16 protein-coding genes are annotated in these 19,023 nt (G+C 72.6%); 8 read left to right on the forward strand and 8 right to left on the reverse strand.

The genetic code is table 11. The annotated features are described in order from the left end of the window. Positions 1–5 precede the first annotated feature (5 nt). Both Vgi01_RS06585 and Vgi01_RS06590 read left to right on the forward strand, forming a co-directional pair. Complete coding sequence (locus tag Vgi01_RS06585) at positions 6–1,376, forward strand: FAD-dependent oxidoreductase (protein ID WP_204290465.1); 1,371 nt, start codon at positions 6–8, stop codon at positions 1,374–1,376. Between the two features lie 91 nt (positions 1,377–1,467). Continuing rightward, a complete protein-coding gene (locus tag Vgi01_RS06590; RefSeq protein WP_233197106.1) occupies positions 1,468–2,337 on the forward strand; it encodes an aminoglycoside phosphotransferase family protein in 870 nt (289 codons plus the stop codon). A gap of 53 nt (positions 2,338–2,390) precedes the next feature. On the opposite strand, the gene Vgi01_RS06595 is transcribed toward Vgi01_RS06590, so the two are convergent. Continuing rightward, entirely contained in the window at positions 2,391–3,197 is an 807-nt protein-coding gene (locus tag Vgi01_RS06595) for an Fpg/Nei family DNA glycosylase (protein WP_204290466.1), read from the reverse strand. A 232-nt stretch (positions 3,198–3,429) separates the two neighbouring features. On the opposite strand from Vgi01_RS06595, the gene Vgi01_RS06600 reads away from it, so the two are divergent. The 4 genes from Vgi01_RS06600 (at position 3,430) to rocD (ending at position 7,814) form a co-directional block, all read left to right on the forward strand. Then, positions 3,430–4,122, forward strand: coding sequence for an SDR family NAD(P)-dependent oxidoreductase (locus tag Vgi01_RS06600; RefSeq protein WP_102660997.1), 693 nt, complete (start codon positions 3,430–3,432; stop codon positions 4,120–4,122). Positions 4,123–4,329: 207 nt separating this feature from the next. Further along, positions 4,330–5,364 (forward strand): DMT family transporter, encoded by a 1,035-nt coding sequence (locus tag Vgi01_RS30495; RefSeq protein WP_239088825.1) that lies wholly within the window; start codon positions 4,330–4,332, stop codon positions 5,362–5,364. A gap of 423 nt (positions 5,365–5,787) precedes the next feature. Beyond that, positions 5,788–6,603 carry a dimethylargininase gene (gene ddaH / locus Vgi01_RS06610; protein ID WP_204290521.1) on the forward strand — a complete coding sequence of 272 codons (816 nt, stop codon included), beginning with the start codon at positions 5,788–5,790 and terminating at the stop codon, positions 6,601–6,603. Further along, positions 6,600–7,814 carry an ornithine--oxo-acid transaminase gene (gene rocD, locus Vgi01_RS06615; RefSeq protein WP_204290467.1) on the forward strand — a complete coding sequence of 405 codons (1,215 nt, stop codon included), beginning with the start codon at positions 6,600–6,602 and terminating at the stop codon, positions 7,812–7,814. Before ddaH ends, rocD begins: the two co-directional genes overlap by 4 nt. A gap of 58 nt (positions 7,815–7,872) precedes the next feature. Here rocD and Vgi01_RS06620 read toward each other — a convergent pair whose 3' ends face one another. Both Vgi01_RS06620 and Vgi01_RS06625 read right to left on the reverse strand, forming a co-directional pair. Further along, positions 7,873–9,021: an FHA domain-containing protein gene (locus Vgi01_RS06620; RefSeq protein WP_102659957.1), complete on the reverse strand. Its 1,149-nt coding sequence runs from the start codon at positions 9,019–9,021 to the stop codon at positions 7,873–7,875. After that, the gene (locus Vgi01_RS06625) at positions 9,018–9,314 is read right to left on the reverse strand and encodes a 4a-hydroxytetrahydrobiopterin dehydratase (RefSeq protein WP_204290468.1); all 297 of its coding nucleotides are present in this window, start codon (positions 9,312–9,314) and stop codon (positions 9,018–9,020) included. Before Vgi01_RS06625 ends, Vgi01_RS06620 begins: the two co-directional genes overlap by 4 nt. Positions 9,315–9,430: 116 nt before the next feature. Here Vgi01_RS06625 and Vgi01_RS06630 point away from each other — a divergent pair, with 116 nt between their 5' ends. Continuing rightward, positions 9,431–10,201, forward strand: coding sequence for a hypothetical protein (locus Vgi01_RS06630; protein ID WP_204290469.1), 771 nt, complete (start codon positions 9,431–9,433; stop codon positions 10,199–10,201). A 65-nt stretch (positions 10,202–10,266) separates the two neighbouring features. Here Vgi01_RS06630 and Vgi01_RS06635 read toward each other — a convergent pair whose 3' ends face one another. From Vgi01_RS06635 to Vgi01_RS06650, 4 genes are read right to left on the reverse strand one after another with little or no spacing between them, the layout of a single operon-like run. Next, positions 10,267–13,842, reverse strand: coding sequence for an SCO7613 C-terminal domain-containing membrane protein (locus tag Vgi01_RS06635; protein WP_204290470.1), 3,576 nt, complete (start codon positions 13,840–13,842; stop codon positions 10,267–10,269). 47 nt (positions 13,843–13,889) lie between these two features. Further along, on the reverse strand, positions 13,890–14,210 hold the full coding sequence (gene cutA, locus Vgi01_RS06640; protein WP_102659961.1) for a divalent-cation tolerance protein CutA: 321 nt from the start codon (positions 14,208–14,210) through the stop codon (positions 13,890–13,892). Positions 14,211–14,219: 9 nt separating this feature from the next. Continuing rightward, positions 14,220–15,236, reverse strand: a complete 1,017-nt coding sequence (locus tag Vgi01_RS06645; protein WP_102659962.1) for a 1-acyl-sn-glycerol-3-phosphate acyltransferase — start codon at positions 15,234–15,236, stop codon at positions 14,220–14,222. Further along, the gene (locus Vgi01_RS06650; RefSeq protein WP_204290471.1) at positions 15,236–16,066 is read right to left on the reverse strand and encodes a patatin-like phospholipase family protein; all 831 of its coding nucleotides are present in this window, start codon (positions 16,064–16,066) and stop codon (positions 15,236–15,238) included. The genes Vgi01_RS06645 and Vgi01_RS06650 overlap by 1 nt, the downstream gene beginning before the upstream one ends. Before the next feature lie 135 nt (positions 16,067–16,201). Between Vgi01_RS06650 and Vgi01_RS06655 the strand changes: the two genes are divergently transcribed. Further along, positions 16,202–17,839, forward strand: coding sequence for a serine/threonine-protein kinase (locus Vgi01_RS06655; protein ID WP_204290472.1), 1,638 nt, complete (start codon positions 16,202–16,204; stop codon positions 17,837–17,839). Between the two features lie 9 nt (positions 17,840–17,848). On the opposite strand, the gene Vgi01_RS06660 is transcribed toward Vgi01_RS06655, so the two are convergent. Beyond that, complete coding sequence (locus tag Vgi01_RS06660) at positions 17,849–18,955, reverse strand: glycosyltransferase family 4 protein (protein WP_373306885.1); 1,107 nt, start codon at positions 18,953–18,955, stop codon at positions 17,849–17,851. Between the last annotated feature and the right edge of the window lie 68 nt (positions 18,956–19,023).

The following is a 19,023-nucleotide window of genomic DNA, read 5'->3' on the forward strand; positions in this document are numbered from 1 at the left end:
TTGCCGTGGCGGAACGAATGATCGTCATCGGCGGTGACGCCGCCGGGATGGCGGCAGCCGCCCAGGCCCGGCGCAGCCGGGGGCGGGACGACCTGGAGATCGTCGCGTTCGAGCGGGGACACTTCACGTCGTACTCGGCGTGTGGGATCCCGTACTGGATAAGTGGTCTGGTGCCCGACCGCGATCAGCTGATCGCGCGGGACCCGGCGACGCACCGGGAGAAGTTCGACATCGACGTACGCCTGCGGCACGAGGTGGTCGCGATCGACCTGGACCGCCGCGAGGTGACCGCGGTGGACCTGGCGGGCGGCGGCGAGGTCCGCGAGCCCTTCGACATCCTGATGTACGCCACCGGAGCGGTGCCGACCACGCCGGACTGGGCGCGTACCGACGTCGCCGGGGTGTTCGGGGTGCAGACGCTCGACGACGGATCGGCGCTGCGCAGCTGGTTGGACGCCGACCCGCCGCCGCAGCGGGCGGTGGTGGTCGGCGGCGGCTACATCGGGGTGGAGATGGCCGAGGCGTTGGTGCTGCGCGGCCTGTCCGTCACCCTTGTCGAGCGGGCCGAACAGCCGATGTCCACGGTCGACCCGGACATGGCCCGGCTGGTCACCGACGCGATGCGCGGGCTGGGCGTGGACATCCGTGCCGGCGTGCAGGTCACCGGGCTGTCCGAGCACGACGGCCGGGTCGACGCCGTGCAGACCGACGCGGGCTCGATCCCGACCGACGTGGTCGTCCTCGGGCTCGGCGTACGCCCGAACACCGCGCTCGCCGAAGCCGCCGGCCTGCCCATCGGTACGACAGGTGGCCTGCGGGTGAACCGTCAGATGCGGGTCGCCGGGGTGCCCGGGGTGTGGGCCGGCGGGGACTGCGTGGAGACCCTGCACCGGGTCAGCGGAATGCCGGTGCACGTGCCGCTCGGCACCCATGCCAACAAGCAGGGCAGGGTCGCCGGCATCAACATCGGCGGCGGGTACGCCACCTTCGCCGGAGTGATCGGCACCGCCGTCACCAAGGTCTGCGACCTGGAGGTGGGGCGTACCGGCTTGCGCGAGCGGGACGCGCTGGCCGCCGGCTTCGAGTTCGTCTCGGTGATCGCCAAGTCGACCAACCGGGCCGGCTACTACCCGGGCGCCCGCCCGATGACGGTCAAGCTGATCGCCGAACGGCCCAGTGGCCGGCTGCTCGGGGCACAGATCGTCGGCTGGTCCGAGGCGGCGAAGCGGATCGACACACTGGCCGTGGCGTTGTGGAACCGGATGACGGTGGACGACATGACCGCCCTGGACCTCGGCTACGCCCCGCCGTACTCCCCGGCCTGGGACCCGGTGCTGGTCGCCGCCCGCAAGGCGGTCGACGCACTCGCCCGCTGAGCGTTTCTTGTGCGGCTACCGCCTGGCGCCGGTGGCCGGGCGCGGGCTGGTCGGGGTGTGACGGCAGGTCGGAATCGGCCAGGATGAGCCAGTGACCGGCGCGCTGCGGATTCCCGACGGGTTGACCTGGTTGCACGGCATGCCGGGCGGCTCGGAATGGTTGGCCGAACTGCCCGGCCGGTTGGCCGCATGTGCCCGGCGCTGGTCGCTGCGGGTCGGGCAGCCCTTCGGGTACGCCTTCGCTTCGCTGGCGGTGCCGGTGGACCTGCCCGACGGCACCCGGGCAGTGCTCAAGTTGCAGTTTCCCGACGCGGAGAGCGAGCACGAGGCGACCGCGCTACGCCGCTGGAACGGCGACGGCGCCATCCGGCTGCTCGCCCACGACCCCGAGTTGCGGGCCCTGCTGGTGGAACGCTGTGACCCCGGAACCCCGCTGCACGCGCTACCGCTCGACGAAGCGCTCGACGCCGTGGTGGCGCTGCTCCCCCGCCTCTGGGTGCCGGCCGGTCAGCCGTTCATGTCGTTGGCGGAGGCAGCCGCCGGCTGGACGGCTCGGCTGCCGATCACGTGGGAGCGCGCCGGACGGCCGTACGAGCGGCGGCTGCTCGACGCCGCTCTCGACCTGCTCACCGGGTTGGCCGGCAGCCAGGGCGAGCAGGTACTTGTCAACCAGGACCTGCACGCCGCCAACGTGTTGCGGGCCGAGCGCGAACCATGGCTGGTGATCGATCCGAAGCCGCTGGTCGGCGAACGGGAGTTCTCGGTGGTGCCGATGGTGCGCGGCACGGAACTGGGCCATTCGCGGGCGGCCGTGCGCCGCCGACTGGACAGGCTCAGCGCCGAACTGGGTCTGGACCGTGAGCGGGTACGCGGTTGGACGATCGGCCAGACGATGGCCTGGAGCATCGACGGCGGCCGGGTCTTCACCGACCACCTCGAGGTGGTCCGCTGGCTCGAATGAGGCGTTAACAGGGGCACCCTGCTATGCAGCAGGCGTTAACAAGGTGCCCTTCCTTACACCTGGCAGGTGGGGCACCAGTAGAGGTTGCGGGCGGTGATGGTGCCTCGGCTGATCGGGGTGGCGCAGACGTGGCACGGCTGGTCGGGACGGCGGTAGACGTACACCTCACCGCCGTGCCGGTCGACGCGGGCCGGGCGACCCATCGCCTCGGGCAGGTGTTCGGCGCGGACGGTGTCGATCCGGCCGGTACCGACGGCGAGCGTCATCAGCTCCACCAGGTCGGCCCAGAGCGCCTCCCAGCCGGCGCGGGTCAGCTCCCGGCCGGGCAGCGTCGGCGGCAGTCCGGCGCGGAACAGCGCCTCGGTCACGAAGATCAACCCGGTACCGGCCACCACCGACTGGTCCAGCAACAGCGCCGCCAGCGGCGTCGAACTGCGGGAGATCCGGGCGTACGCCTGCTGCGGGTCGGCGTCGGCGCGCAACGGATCCGGGCCGAGGCGGGCCCGCAGCGCCGCCGCCTCGGGCGGCGTGAGCAGTTCGCAGGCGGTCGGCCCGCGCAGGTCGAGCCAGTGCCGGTCGGTGGCCAGCCGCAGCCGGATCTGCCCCACCGGCTCCGGTGGCTCACCGTCACCGTCGGTGACCTTTCCGTACAGGCCGAGGTGCACGTGCAGGATCCGCTCACCGGCGTAGTGGTGCAGCAGGTGCTTGCCGTACGCCTCGGTCTGCTCCAGGACGGACCCGGACAGCAGCGCGGCGCCCTCGGCGAACCGGCCCTGCGGGCTGGCGGCGAGCACCTTGTCCCCGACGAACAACTCGGCGTGCCGAGCTGCCAGGCGATGAATCGTGTGTCCCTCTGGCACGACCACCAAGCGTAGCCAGCCTCTTGCCCGACTCACCGGACAGGAGTGGGTGCGGGTTCCGAATCGACCCGGAGCACGCCGGCCCTTGCTGGATGCCGGCAGTCGGAGAAGGTGCTCGGCGGCGGCCTGCTACTACTCGCTGGTAAGGATCATGCCCGAACGTCTGGTTCAATTGCGCCTCGGGACGCCGGAGACGGCGATGCCACGCCGGTGCGAAGAAGGACGGTGGGTCATGACGGATCGGATGCGGCGCGCGGTGGTGGTCGGCAACAGCGACGGGATCGGGTTGGCGTTCACCCGTCGACTGCTGGCCGACGGCTGGCGGGTCGCCGGGTTGTCCCGCCGGGACAACCCCATCGCCGTCCCCACGTACACCCATCACACAGTCGACGTGACCGCACCGGACTATCCGGAGGTGCTCGGCAAGGCGATCGACGAACTGGGTGGGGTGGACCTCTGCGTGTACGCCGCCGGCATCGGCGAGCCCGTCGACCTGGCCGACCTGGACGCGCAGACCCGGACCTTCGAGGTCAACCTGATGGGCGCGGTACGCACGGCGTCCACGGTCGTACCGAGGATGGCGGCGGCCGGCGACGGCCATCTCATCGGGCTGTCCAGCCTCGCCGACCGGCTGGTCTCCCGGGACGCACCCGGCTACGCCGGTTCGAAGGCCGGGCTGTCGTCGTACCTGATGGGGCTGTCGGCGGCGCTGCGCGGACAGGGCGTGAGCGTGACCACCGTCCGGTTCGGCTTCGTGGACACCAAAATGGCGAAGGGACCGGTACGACCGATGATGATCTCGGTCGACCAGGCGGTCGAGGTCCTCGTGCGGTGCGTACGCGACCGCCCGGTGCTCGTCTCCCGCCCCCGCCGCATGGCCCTGCTCACCTCCGCCCTCTCCCCCTTCACCCGCCCCCGCCGCTGACCCCTGCGCTGCTCTCCCCCCTCTCCCCTCCTCTCCCCTCTCTCTCGCGGCAGATCTTGGTACGAAAGCGCCCTCAGAAGGGCCGTTTCGTACCAAGATCTGCCGCGAGTGCGTGTTGCCTGAAGAGTCGCTGGGTACGTGTGGGGTGTTAGCGCGTGGGGTGGTCGGGGGGTGGGGGCCTGCCACGCATGATCAGGAGGTGAAGCCATGAGATTTCCTTCGCTGTCCCGCCGGACGGAACCGGCGACGACCCTCGACGAGGACGCCGAACGCGGTGCCACGGTCGCCACCGACACCCGGCCCACCGACCGCAACGACGGGGCCTACCGCAGCAGCTCAGCGACCCCCACCGCCGAGCGCCCAACCAACCCGGCAACCGCCGAGCGCCCAGCCGACACAGCCGCCACCCGGGCAACCAACCCGGCCGCCGCCGACCGGTCAGGAACCGCCGAGCGGGCGTCCGACCGAGCGGCCACCGGCGGCGTCGCTGGAGCTGCCCCCGTGGACAGCACCGATCGGCCGGCCACCGAGCGGGCCGCTGCCCGAGCCGCCACGGCCCGGTCCGGCGTCGACGGCTCCCGCCGAGCCCGCGCCACCACCCCCGTACCGCCCACCGGCCGCACCACCCCCACCAGCACGACCACCCGAAACGACACCGCCGCTACCCCCACCAGCACGACCACCCGAAACGACGTGACCACCCCCACCGAAGCAACCAGCCGAAACGGCGTGACCACCCGAAACGGCGTGACCACCACCGGTGTGATCGCCGGCAGCAGCGTGACCGACCGGACCCGTACCGACGATCTGGAGCGCACCCCGGAGCGTGACCCGGCGCTCGGTGGTGAGCGGGACGGCAGCGTCGAGCGCACCGATGGCCGGGAGGCGTCGGACGAGGCGCAGGTGGTTGCCGGTCGACGGCCGCGGCCCAGCCTGCTGGCCACCGTCGGCCTGATCGTCGGGGTCGCCGGCCTGCTGTTCGTGCTGACCGGGACGCTTGCCGGGTACGGCATCGGCATCGGTGCCCTCGGCGCGGTGTTCGCCGTGCTCGGCCTGATCGCCACTCGGCGGCGACACGTCGCCGGCAAGCCCGACGCCCTGCTCGGGATCGCCTTCGGCCTCGGCGCGGTGGTGCTCGGCGTGCTGGCCATGACCGGGCAGTACGAGTGGCCGAACACCGACGGTGACACGGTGGCCAGGCTGCGCGAGTGGCTTGATTCACAGTTTGTGGATCGGTTCTAGTGGGCACATTTCGCCGCGCCGGTGGTTCACCGGCGCCCGGCCGGTGAGGAACCGGCCGCAGCCCGACCAGCTCTGGTGGTTCACCAGCCGGGCACACACATTTCGTCAGGGGCGGCGATTCGCCGCCCCTGATGTGTGTTCGCAGCCCGTCCAGCCACCGTTTCGCCGAAACGGCGGTCTCCCACCCATCCCGACACCCCCACTACGCCGAAACAGCGCCACCGCCAACCCCGCTGGAAGTCGATCACGTGTTCGGCGCAACGATCAGTCGTCGGCAGGTCCTCAGACGCAATGATCTGCTGCCCTCTGCAAGGGTCTGCGGTGGATTCTGCAGGTCGGGGGCGCATACCGTTGAGGCACGCGCCAGCCCGTGGGCCGCCGGTGGTCAGGGCGCGCGGAGACCCTGGGAGCAGGACAATGACGATGGACGCCACCCGCCAGCACTTTCTGATGTGCCGGCCGACGTACTTCGCCGTCGACTACGCGATCAACCCGTGGATGGATCCGACCGCCCCCGTCGACACGGATCTCGCCGTCCGGCAGTGGGAGCGGCTGCGCAAGGTGTACCGGGACCTGGGGCACACCGTCGAGGAGATCACTCCGGTGCCGGGTCTGCCGGACATGGTCTTCGCCGCCAACGGCGGCACCGTGATCGACGGTAAGGCGATGGCGGTGCAGTTCCGCGACCCGCAGCGCGCCGACGAGGCGCCCGCCTACCGTGCCTGGTTCGAGGCAGCCGGCTTCGAGATGTACGACCCGAAGCACGTCAACGAGGGCGAGGGCGACATCCTGCTGGCCGGCGACTACCTGCTCGCCGGCACCGGATTCCGTACCGCGCACGCCTCGCACGCCCAGTTGCAGGAGGTCTTCGGTTACCCGGTGATCACGATGCAGTTGGTCGACCCGCGCTTCTACCACCTGGACACCGCGTTGACCGTGCTCGACGAGCGGACCGTGGCGTACCTGCCGGAGGCGTTCTCCCCCGGCAGCCAGGCCGTACTGCGCCGGCTCTTCCCGGACGCGGTGCACGCCACCATGGCCGACGCCGAGGTCCTCGGCCTCAACGCGGTGAGTGACGGCCGGCACGTGGTCCTGCCCGAGCAGGCCACCGACCTGGCCGCGAAGCTGCGCGAGCGGGGCTACCAGACCATCGGCGTCGACCTGTCCGAGCTGCGCAAGGCCGGCGGTGGCCCGAAGTGCTGCACGTTGCGACTCCGTCAGGGAAAGGCAAGCCGATGATCGAGGACATGCTGCGGACCCCCGCCGCGGTGCAGGACGCGGAGCGTCACACCGCGCACAACTACCACCCGCTGCCGGTGGTGATCTCCTCCGCCGAGGGTGCCTGGGTCACCGACGTGGACGGCCGGCGCTACCTGGACTGCCTGGCCGGCTACTCCGCGCTGAACTTCGGCCACCGTCACCCGGCGCTGATCGCCGCCGCACACGCCCAGCTCGACAAGCTGACGTTGACCAGCCGGGCGTTCATCCACGACCAGTTTGCCGACTTCTGCCGGGAGCTGGCCGCGTTGTGCGGCAAGGACCTGGTGCTGCCGATGAACACCGGGGCCGAGGCCGTGGAGACCGGCATCAAGGTGGCCCGCAAGTGGGGATACCAGGTCAAGGGCGTACCGGCCGGTCAGGCCACAATCGTGGTCGCGGATGGCAACTTCCACGGGCGTACGACCACCATCGTGAGCTTCTCCACCGACGACGACGCCCGCGCGGACTTCGGGCCGTACACCCCGGGTTTCAAGATCGTCCCGTACGGCGACCTGACCGCGTTGGCCGATGCGGTCGACGAGACAACCGTCGCGGTGCTGCTGGAGCCGATCCAGGGCGAGCAGGGTGTGGTGGTGCCGCCGACCGGCTACCTGCCGGGGGTGCGTCAGCTCTGCACCGAGCGCAACGTGCTGTTCATCGCCGACGAGATCCAGTCGGGGCTGGGGCGTACCGGGGCCACGTTCGCCTGCGAGCTGGAGGGCGTCGTACCGGACATGTACCTGCTGGGCAAGGCGCTCGGCGGCGGCATCGTGCCGGTCTCCGCGGTGGCGGCCGACACCGACGTGCTGGGCGTGCTGCGGCCCGGCCAGCACGGCTCGACCTTCGGCGGCAACCCGCTCGCCTGCGCGGTGGCCACCGAGGTGGTCCGGTTGCTGGCCACCGGCGAGTTCCAGCGCCGCTCGACCGAGTTGGGCGAGCGGCTGCACGCCGGCCTGCACGCCCTGATCGGCAAGGGCCTGGTCGCCGTACGCGGTCGGGGTCTGTGGGCCGGACTGGACATCGACCCGGCGCTGATGAGCGGCCGGGAGGCGTGCGAACGTCTGATGGAGCGTGGCGTGCTGGCCAAGGACACCCACGGCTCGACGATCCGGCTCGCCCCGCCGCTGACGATCACCGCCGAGGAGATCGACCACGCGGTCGCGCAGCTGGCGGCGGTGCTGGCCGGCTGACCAGCCAACGCGGGTGGGTGCCAGATCCCGGGCACCCACCCGCGTCACGGCTTCGGATTCAGCGGGGCAGCCGCATCGCCATCGTCGGAGCCTCGGACATCACCGAGTCGGGGTTGTACGGCGCACCCGACGGCAGGTCGGTCGGCCGGCCGATCTGCACCCCCGGGTACAGCTCCACCATGTCGCCGCCGGCCAGCACCCGGGACTGTTGCGGGGCCAGCGGGATGCGGTCCGCCTCGGCCAGCGACCCGGCCGGTCGGATGCCGGAGCCGTTGGTACTCACGTCGGTGACCATCACGTCGCTGCCACGCAGCTCCAGCCGCAGGTGGCTGCGGCTGATCCAGCGGCGGGCCTCGTCGTTGAGCCACTGCCCGAGCATGATGCCGCCGCTGCCCTCCGGTGCCCGGCCGACCAGCACCGACTGCTCCTCGGTGAGCGTGAATCGACGCCGGATCAGGCCACCGACGCGTACCGCGAGGACCTCGCTGCGCGACCGGGGGCCGGCGTCGCGCAGCCGGCTGCCGTGCCGGGGGCAGGTCGGCACGCCGTTGCGCAGCGACGGTGGCGGCTGACCGGTCGGCGCCCGGTCCACCCGGGCCAGGTCGGCGAAGGCGCCACCGCCACCACCTCCCCCGAACAGGTTGCAGCCCGACTCCGAGCACCGCCATTCGCGGGCGAGCAGCTGCGCCGCAGCCGGCGACGGCGGCCCGGCCACCGGCGTGTGGCCGCCACCGACGTGGGCGATGAACACAGGTCCGCCGGCACCCGGCACCGGGGCGACCACCCGACCGGGCTGCTCGACCAGCCAGGGGAACCGTCCGCGCAGGCCGTCGAAGCGCACCCGGCTGAGCACCGGCAGGCCGAGCAGGTCGGCCACCTCAAGCATCCGGTCACCGGGGTTGTCGAGCACCTCGACCAGGCCGTCGTCGGCCCAGCGGCGGACCACCATCCGCTCGTTGGAGGTCAGGTCGGCGTCGGAGAGCACCCCCCGGTGCACCACCGCGTAGACCGGAACGTTGTCCTCCTCCAGGCTGCGCGCCAGCGCGTCGATGACCATGCCGAGGCGCAGCGTGCTGGCCGGACGTCCGCCGTCGAGGTCCTGGTAACGGATGATCTCGGCCAGGTCGACCACCGCGCGGGCCAACTGCGGATCGGTGCAGACCCGCCCCTCGATGGCGTCCAGCACCTTGCTGATCTCGAACCTCATCGGGTGGTGCCTCCCACGATCTCGTCGATCCGCCGAGCCAGCTCGATGTCCCGCCGGGTGACGCCGCCCGCCGAGTGGGTGACGCAGCGGAAGGTCACGGTGCGCCAACGGATGTCGATGTCCGGGTGGTGATCCAACTCCTCGGCCGTGGCGGCGACCCGGTCGACCAGCCCGATGGCTTCCGGAAAACTGGCCAGCTCCACGGTACGGGTGATCCCGGCCGGGTCCTGCGACCACCCCGCCAGCCCACCCAGCTCGTCTCGTACCGCCTCAGCGGTGAGCACCTCTGCCATGGCCAGACCCTACCGTTGACCGCCAGCACCACACCGACCAACAACTCCGCTGGCCCTCACCCCTACACTGACCGCCGGATCAGGGCGATGGTCGCTGCCGGACATGGAGACACATCATGCGCAACCGTACGCTGGCGACCGTGTGTACGGCACTCGCGCTGGTGCCCCTCTGCCTGTCCGGTTGTGCTCCCGCTGCGCCGGCACCTCCGGCTGCGACGGTCACCAGCCTGCCGCCCGACCCACGCGCGGTACTGGTCGCCGCAGCCGAGCTGACCAGACAGACCACCTCGACGATGACCATGGGCAGGACCAGTCTGTCGCTGCTCTTCACCGCCACCGCAGTGGTGGACCCCGCGGCCGGCGACTTCGCCGTCACCGCCGAGGTGACCGCCGACGGCAAAGTGACCCGATGGGCGATGACCGCCGTGAACGACAGCGTGTTCCTTCGCTTCGATGACCTGTGGGATGGCCGCTGGCTGCGGATGCCCTCAGCGGATGTCCTGACGACCATCGGCCTGGACATCATGCCGAATGGCGATCCGGGAGAGATTGGCAAGCTTGTGGGACAGATCGTCGAGGTACGACGCGAGGCGCCCGGACACTTTTCGGGCACGCTCGACCTCACCCACACCTCGTCCGTCGCGCTGACCGAGCTGCCGGAATCCACGGCCGAAACGCTCCGGTCGCTGCCCTTCAAAGCGCAGATTGATGCCGAGGGGCGACTGACCGAACTGACCCTGCGCCTGAGCGACGTCGACATGAGCCTCGGCGCCGTCACGGTCGCCTTCGGCGATTTCGGCGCCACGCCGGATATCACTCCGCCCGCCGCCGCTGAGGTGATGGACGCCCCGAAGGACCTGACCGAGCAACTCTCCCAACTCAACTGACCCTGCCGCCCGATCTTGGTACGAAAGTGCCCTTGGAGGGGCGCTTTCGTACCAAGATCGGCCACTCAGCTCATTCGGCTGACCGTGGCGCGGAGGCGAAGCAGGTCGCGGCGACGGCGTTCGTAGGTGGTGGCGAGGGCGATCAGGGCCAGTCCGGCGGCGCCCAGGTACGCCCACCGGGGCAGCACGTCCCAGCTGCGCACCAGCTCGTGCACGGCGAGCGCGGCCAGCGTCAACCCACCGAGCACCACCGGCGCCTGCCAGCGTCGGACCGCCCCGAGCAGTGTCACGGCGAGCGCGGCAGCGCCGAGCAGCAACCGTCGCCACGGCTGCGGGTCCGCGCCGAACAGCACGGCGGCCAGGCTGGGCAGCAGCACCGCGGCCAGACCGGGGCCGAGCGCGAGCCAACTGGTCAGCCCCGGCCGGGTACGCAACGCCACAGTGCCCGCAGCGAGCGCCACCACCGCGAACGGCACGGTGTACGCCTCCAGCACCGTCACCCCACCGACCCCCAGCAGCAGCCAGATGGCGAGCAGGACGCTGCCGGCGGAGATCGCGGCGAAGACCCACCGCCGCGCGGTCGACTCGCCCCGGCGCAGCAGCCGCAGCCCGACCGCGACGGCCCAGAGCACGCAGACCGTGGCGGCGTGCCGGGCCGCACCGATGGTGAGCAGGAGCCCGACCAGTGCCACCGCCTGCGCGGCGGCGTCCAGCGTCCGACCCGTCAGCGCCGCGCGGGCGGCACCACTCCCGGCCGGCATGCCTGCGCTCTCAGCCGGCATGCCCAGGGTCTGGTCGGTGGCGCGGCGGGTGGGCACGATCGCGGCCAGGGCGAGGGCGACGGCGGCCACGCCGAGCACCGCGAAGGCCGCCACCCGCAGCGGCTGCCCGGCGGCCAGCGCGGCGGTGATGGCGAGACCGGTCGCCGCCGCGACCGCGACCAGCCAACCGGCCAGCCGCACCAGGTGTCGCCGGGCCGCCACCCCGACCACGGTCGCCGCCACCACCAGCAGACCCAGCCCGGCGAGCGTCCCGGCCCGGGTGGCCTGGAGGTTGAGCAGTCCCGCCCCGATCAGCACCAGCCCCACCGGCACGCCGACCGCCACGAACGGGGCGCCCACCGGCCGCACCGCGATGACCAGCAGCAGGGCGACGCCACCGAGCAGCGCTGCTGCCGGCACCACCGGCCAGGGTGCCCGAGCGGCCACCAGCAGCACCGGCCCGGCGAGCGCCACGAACGGCAGCACCGCCGCCGCCAGACGCCACCCGCCGGCCCGACCGGTCGGCCACGTCGCCAGTACCGCCGCCAGGGCCAGCACCGACAGGGCAACTCCCACCGGCACCGCGCCCGCCACCGACTGCACCGCCGGTGCGCCGGACCAGATGGCGGCCGGCGGCCCGTACGGGGTCACCAGCGCGGTCAGCGCCACCGGGACGGCGGCCAGCACCGCCACGGCGGCCAGCCCGACACCCGCCACCGACAATGCCACCGAGGGACGGGACCGGAACCCGGCCAGCGCGACAAGCAGCGCCGTACCGGCCGCGTAGAGGGTCAACGGTTCGTCACCCGGTACGGCGACCGACCCGAGACCGGTCAGGGCCGCCGCCACGGCGAACCCGGTCGAGGCGTACGCCCGCAGGTCGGTCCAGTGTGTCCGGAGGGTGACCAGCGCGACCGCCGGCAGTACGAGGGCGGCCAGTGCCGCCCGGGACTGCCACCAGGGCGGCGCGCCGGCGCCGATCAGCGCGATCGCCGCACCGGCCGGCACCACGAGCACCGCTGCGAGCAGCGCGAACCCGGCCACCATGCGTTGTTCGGGCCCGCCCCGGCGACCCACGGTGGCCACGGCGAGGCCGGCGACCAGCACCACCGCGCACGCCGCACCGGCCCCGGCCGGGCCGGCCAGGCCGACCAGCAGCCCGTGCCCGAGCAGCGCGGCACCGGCCAGTGCCGAGGCCAGCACCGTCGCCCGGCCCACCGGGCGGGCCACCGACACCGCCAGCAGCGCCACGGCGACAAGCAGGTCGAGAGCGACCACGACCGGCCACGGCGTAGCCCAGGCTGCCGGCAGGGCGAGCGTCGTGGCGGCGACCCCGACCAGCGCGATCGTCGGCTGGGCCACCCGAGGCAGCAGCCAGGCGAGCGCGGCCACGGTCAACGCCAACGCGACAGGCAACTGCCAGCCCCAGGGGTGGTCCGGCCCGGCCGTGGCCCCCCGCCACGGCGGCAACGAGCGGCCCACCGTCGCGCCCGCCAGCACCAGCGCCCACAACGTGGTCAGCGTCGCCGTGGCACCGGCCACCAGCACGGCACCGATCCGGGGACCGGGCTGCCAACCTGCCGGAAGCAGTCGCACCGCACCGGCCAGCAGCGCCACCACCAGGGCCGCCGCCACCAGCACCACCGACCCGCGCAGTTCCCCGACCGGGCGGATCAGCGCCAGGGCGAGCACCGGCACCAGCGCGCCGGCCGTCACCGCCCGCGCAACCGCACCACCGAGCAGCAGCGCCGCACCGAACAGGGCCAGCGACACCAGCAGCATCGGTACGCCGGCCAGCACCGCCACCCCACCGGCCCGGCCGACGAGCAGCGGCACCAACGCACAACCCGCGGCGAGCAGCAGCGCCACGGCGTACCCGGCACCGGCGGTCACCTGGCCGGCGATCCGTAGCGCCGAGGTCGTCGTGGCCCCCTCGCCCGCGACGTCCCTCGGCCGCCGCAGCGCGACAAGCACCGCCAGGTCGGCAAGCGCCACCCCGACGAAGACCACCGACAGCCCGGCCGGCCCGAGCCGGGCCTCGGCGACGGCCAGCGGCAGCACCGGCTGCCCGGCCAGCAGGGCGGCGAACCACGGCAGGGTCAGTCGGCTGAGCCGGGCGTACCCGGCGGCCAGGGCGGCGCTGACGGCCGCGACCACTGCCGCGTACAGGCTGCCCGGCCAGGCGGTCACCCCGAACAGGTCCACCGACCAGGCGGCGTACCCGTCGAGCACCACCAGCAGCAGCCCGACCCCGGCGAACGTCTCGGCGGTGCCCCGCAGCCCACGCCAGCGCGCCACCAGCGGCACGGCCAGCAGCAGCAGGGTGAGCGCCAGCAGGATCAGCGCCCGGCCGGTGACTCCCACCGACGCCCAGGCCACCGCCGTGAACACCGTCGCCGCGGTGCCCAGCAGCAGTCCACCCAGGACGAACAGCAACCCCTGCACGGTACGGGTCGAGGCCTCTGCCCCACCGGGCCGCGCCGGGTCGACAGGCGTCATGCCGGGCCACCCGCCCGACCCCGCCCCACCTGACCCGACCGGCGACATCCCGCCCGGCCCGACCGGCAGCGCCCCGCCTGGCCCGGCCGGCACCGCAGTGGGCGGCACCGCCCCGGCCACGCTGGCCGGAGGGGCCGGCGTCGGGAACTCGGTGCGGATCGCGGCGGCCAATTCGGCGCGGCGTCGCTGCGCCGTCAGCAGCCGACCGGCCAGCCCTTCGTACGTCGCCCGTGCCTGTCGCGTCGCAGCGCCGAGTTCGACGATCTCACGGTCGAGTTGGATCACCTCGGCGGCGGCCGGGTACGGCGGCCGGCCGCATCCGGAGCAGCCCGAGGCGAGGTTCGCCGACGCACCACACGCCGGGCAGGGGTAGCCAGTCACGCAGTCATCCTTGACCCGCGCGTCCCGCCGCACCAGAGTCCGGGTACTCAGGGACGGGTGTGCTCGAACACCCAGGCGGCGTACTCAGGGTGACCGCAGTACACCTGACTGACCAGAATCTCCGGCACCTCGTACGGGTGGCTGGCACGTATCTGCTCCACCAGGGCGTTGACCCGGTCCGGTGCGGTCTTGAACTGCACCGACCATTCGGTGCTGGTCTCCACCCCGCCCCGCCACCAGTAGGTGCTCTGCACCTGGCCGCCCACCTGCGCGCAGGCCGCCTGCCGTCCGGCCACCGCAGCGGCAGCCAGCAGGTCCGCGACCGAACGCGCGTCGACCACCGTCGTCACCACGCTGATCTGGTCCATTTACGAACCCTACGCGGCACCGTCGCGGTTGTCGGCGATCCACGCGTCTATCCGACTCCACCAGTCGTACAACCAGTCGATTCGCTGTTGTCGCCCGGCCGGGATCTCCTCCGGCGGCACCGACCAGAAGCGCATCACCAACTGCTTGTCCATCGGCAGTTCCCGCCACACGTCGGCGACGGTGAGCATCTTGTCCAGCCCGGTGTGCGCCACGAAGATGACCCCCGCGTCCGGTGCGGCGTCCAGCGCCGCCAACAGCCCGCCGGGCTGCGGGGCGAGCACGTGCCGCATGGCCTCCGCCTTCACCGCCATCCGGTGGTGTCCCCGGTCCCGCAGCCGTTCGATGGCCCGCAGCCGACGCCTCGGGGTGAAGTTGCCGCCCTCGGGAAAGATCACCAAGACGTCGTCGTCGTCCAGCCCGGTGGCCAGATGCCCGACCTGCTCGCTGATCGTCCCCCGACCGTCCTGTCCGGGTGCGATGAACCGGCTCGGTAGCCGGTTGAGCAGCACGTCGATCGCCGGATCCCACTGCAGGGTGTCCTTGAGGACGATGCGCGGCTCCCGCTGGAACCAGTTCACCAGGGCGTGGATCAGGATGAACGAGTCACCCGGCCCGGCGTGCCGGCTGACGACCAGCTCGGGACGGCCCGGCAGGGCGGTGTCCGGGTCGGTGCCGACCACCTCGATGCTCAGCCGCAGCGTCCACCGGGCCTGCCAGAAGAACACCCGCAGGAACCAGCCCGCCAGCACGTAGTGGGCGCGTTGGAAGGCCGGCGAGTTCACCCGGGCGCCGAAACCGCTGGCCACCCAGAGCGCGAACAGACAGATCAGCGCCGCCGCGTCCCAGAGCAGGTAGAAGCAGCCGATCCAGAGCAGGCGCAGCGGGCGTAGCCGCCCGGGCACGAACGGCGAGACGGCCAGCGCGAGCAGGGCCCAGAACGGCACCGTGACCACCAGCAGCACGGCCAGCAGCACCGCGCCGGGTGCCAGCAACAACCGGCGCAGCCACCGGGGCGGAAGCGGCATCAGCGCTCCAGGTTCGCCAGGTAGTGCCGGGACGCCGCGTAGGCGCGGCTGATCCGCCGGCCCACCGCCGCCATGTCCCGGTACGCCCACGGGGTGTCGTCGCGCGGCTCCAGGCCGCCGGTCGGCAGCACGTGCACCTCCACCCCGTCGGGCAGGGCGGCCATCTCCCGGGCGAACCGGTGCCGGCGGGCGATCTCGAACGCGACCTGGGCGATCTCCCAGGGCCGCCGGGGCGGGGTCAGCGCCCGCTCGATCCGGCCCACCTGGAGTACGAAGATGCGGCTGGCCCCGGCCGCGACCGCCTCGCCGATCGGGATCGAGTTGACGATCCCGCCGTCGACGTAGTGCTGGTCACCGATGCGTGCCGGCGGCAGCAACCCGGGCACCGAGGCCGACGCGAGCACGGCGGGCACCACGGGCCCGCTGACGAACCAGTGCTCGGCGGCCCGCTCGATGTTCGCCGCGCAGCACCGGAACGGCACCTTCAGGTCGGCGAAGGTGGTCTCCGCGCCCAGCTCGTTCTCCAGCAGCTTGCGCAACGGTCGGGGCGAGTGCAGGTGGGTACGGGCGGCGAAGCGGCGCAGCTGCCGGGCGACCGAGTCGCCGTACACCTCGCTGGCCTCCGGCGAGGCCCAGAGCCGGACCAGCCGGTCGGTGACCGCCTCGGACGGGTCGGCGGCGACCAGGGCACCGTTCACCGCACCGATCGACGTACCCAGCACCAGGTCCGGCCGAATCCGCGCCCGGAACAGCGCCCGCAACATGCCCACCTCGACCGCGCCCAGCACTCCCCCGCCGCCGAGCACGAACGCCACCGGTCCCCGCGCCATGCCGTTCATCCTGGCACGCCCGCACCGCACCCCGTTCACCCTGGTACGTCAGCCGGTGCCGGTCCAAGACCGTTGACAGCGCAGCAACATTCGCGCAACCTGATACCGCTCCCCGCTACGAGGCAGGTGCAAAACGTGAAGCCAGCACTGCAGCCCGGTCGGTTGCTGGCCACCCGATACCGGCTGATCGACCAGATCGGCGCCGGTGGCATGTCGGTCATCTGGCGGGCCCACGACGAGGTTCTCGACCGGGTGGTGGCGCTGAAGGTGCTCGCCCCGTCGCTTGCCGCCGACGCCCGGTTCCGCGACATGGTCCGGGAGGAGGCGCGAGCCGCCGCGCAGCTCGTCCATCCACATGTGACCTCGGTCCACGACTACGGCGAGACCGTGTCGCCGGACGGCACCATCACCTCGTTCGTGGTGATGGAGCTGCTCTCCGGTGAGGAGTTGGAGTTCCGACTCACCGAGGGTCCGCTGCCCTGGCCGGAGGCGGTCGAGGTCGCCGCGCAGGTCGCCGACGCGCTCGCCGCCGCGCACCGGCTCGGCATCGTGCACCGGGACGTCACCACGGCCAACGTGATGATGACCCAGGTCGGGGCGAAGGTCCTCGACTTCGGCATCGCGACCCGCATCGGCGCCCCCGACGAGGACGAGGACGGCGCCACCTTCGGCACCCCGGCCTACGTCGCCCCGGAGCGGCTCGACGGGGCACCGGCGCAACCTGCCACCGACGTCTACTCGCTAGGTGTGCTGCTGCACGAGACGTTGACCGGCCGGGTGCCGTACCCGGCGGAGACCTGGGAGGAACTGAGCGCGGCGCTGGCCGACCGACCGCCACCCACGCTCACCGAGGTGCCCGGGCTACCGCCGGTGGTGGCCCAGATCTGTCTGCGCTGCCTGTCCCGCGACCCGGCCGACCGGCCCACGGCCCGCCAGGTCGCCACCGTGCTGCGCGAGCAGATGCTGCCCGCCGATCCGCAGGCGATCACGATGCTCGCCCCGACTGTCACACTGCCCGCGGTCACGCCACCGCCGACCGGCGGCTCCGCCCAGGCGGCAGCCGGGTTCGCCCAGCCGGCTGCCGGATCCACCCACGGGGCTGCCGGGTCCGGTCAGGCGGCCGGCCACGCGTCGGCCGCGGCCGCGGCCATCGGGGCGCCGGTCGTCGGCGTACCAGCGGGCGGCTCCACCACGCACGACGGCCCGGCCACGCACGACGGCCCGGCTACTCGCGGTGGCGACGAGCCGAGCGACGGTCGGTCGTGGCTGCGTCCGGTCCTGGCGGTCCTGGTACTGCTCGTCGGGGCGGCGCTTGTGGTGCCGGCGTTGTGGCCGAAGGACAGCGATCCACCCGCCGCGCTGCCGACCACCGAGCCGACCGAGTCCCCCGAGCCGACCACCACGCCCACCGAGAGCGCCGAGCCGCAGCCGTCACCGTCACCGCCGGCGAGTTCCGCCGCACCACCGCCGCCGACGGTGGCACCGCCCACGCCGAGCAGCGGGGACACGCTTGTCGAGGCGGCGAGCCGGCTCGAAGACCTGATCGGGGCCGGGCTCGCCGACGGCGGCATCCGCGAGGACGTCGGCCTCGACCTGCGCAACGAGGTACGCAATCTGACCCGTGCGGTCAGCCTCGGCGAGAGTGAACTCGGCCCCGGGGTGGCCCGGCTGCGCGAGAAGGTGGCCACCCGGCTCCGGGAGGAAGGGCTGAGTCCGGCGTACGCCCGGCAGTTGGACGCGGCGATCACCGCGCTGAGTGCGGCGCGGGTCTGACCGGGCTGTTCAGCCCGGGGTGACCCGCGCTGGTTCCCGCATCGCCGACCGCGGTGTCGCCGCCACCAGGAAGCGGCGGTACACCTCCTCGTAGCCGGCCGCCATCCGCTCGATGGAGAAGGTCCGCGCGACGTGCGCCACGCAGTCCGCCGGATCGAGGTGCGGTGCTTCGCCAAGTGCCGCCGGCAGCTCCTCGGGTCGTTCGCAGATCAGCCCGGTCACGCCCGGCTGGACCAGTTCCGGCACCGCGCCCCGATTCAACGCCACCACCGGCGTACCGGTGGCCATCGCCTCCAGCATCACGATGCCGAACGGCTCCTCCCACTGGATCGGCATGATGAGACACCGGGCCTCCACCAGCAGCCGCAGTACGGCGTCCCGGTCCGCGTCGAGCACGACGGTGACGTCCGGTCCGAGCATCGGCACGATGACCTCGTGGTAGTAGCGCCGCTCGGCGGGCTCGTTGCACTTGCCGGCCAGCACCAGCGGCAGCCCCGCCGCCCGGCACGCCTCGATGGCCAGTTCCGGCCCCTTGTCCGGGCTGAACCGGGCCAGCCACAGCACCGACCCGTGACTGGGTCGCTGCTTGCGCGGGAAGTCGCCGACATCCATCGCGTTGTGCACCGTACCGACCCAGGGCAGGCGCGGGTTCAGCCGACGTTGGGCATGCGAGATGGCCACCAGACCGACGCCCCGGTCGGTGTCACTGAGCACGGTGCCGTACTCCCCCACCGGGTTGCCGTGCACGGTCGCCAGCGTGGGTACGTCGCGCCGCCCCGCGACCAGGGGACCGATCGTGCTGTGGTCGTGGACCAGGTCGAAGTCGGCCGCGCTGAGCAGATGGTTCACCCGGGCCAGATGGGCCAGTTCGGGCAGCGACTCGCCGAGCCGGTCGTACTGCAACTCGTCCAGGGTGGCCAGGAAGTCCCCAGTGGTGCCGTGTTCGTCGCCGGCACCCATCAACGTCACCTCGTGTCCCCGGTCGACAAGCGCGTCCACCAGGCCGGCCACCACCTGTTCCAACCCGCCGTAGCCGGGTGGCGGCACCGACAGCCAGGGCGGCACCACCATTGCTATCCGCAGCTGGTGCTCGCCCGCACCGTGGTTGTGGGCCACGAGTCCTCCCCCGTCGGTCTGTGGCGTCGGCCCGGTCCGCCGTATTCCGCGGGCCGGGGGGTCGAAGC

The sequence above is a fragment of the Micromonospora gifhornensis genome (genome assembly GCF_016863515.1).
GTDB classification, from domain to species: Bacteria; Actinomycetota; Actinomycetes; order Mycobacteriales; family Micromonosporaceae; genus Micromonospora; species Micromonospora gifhornensis.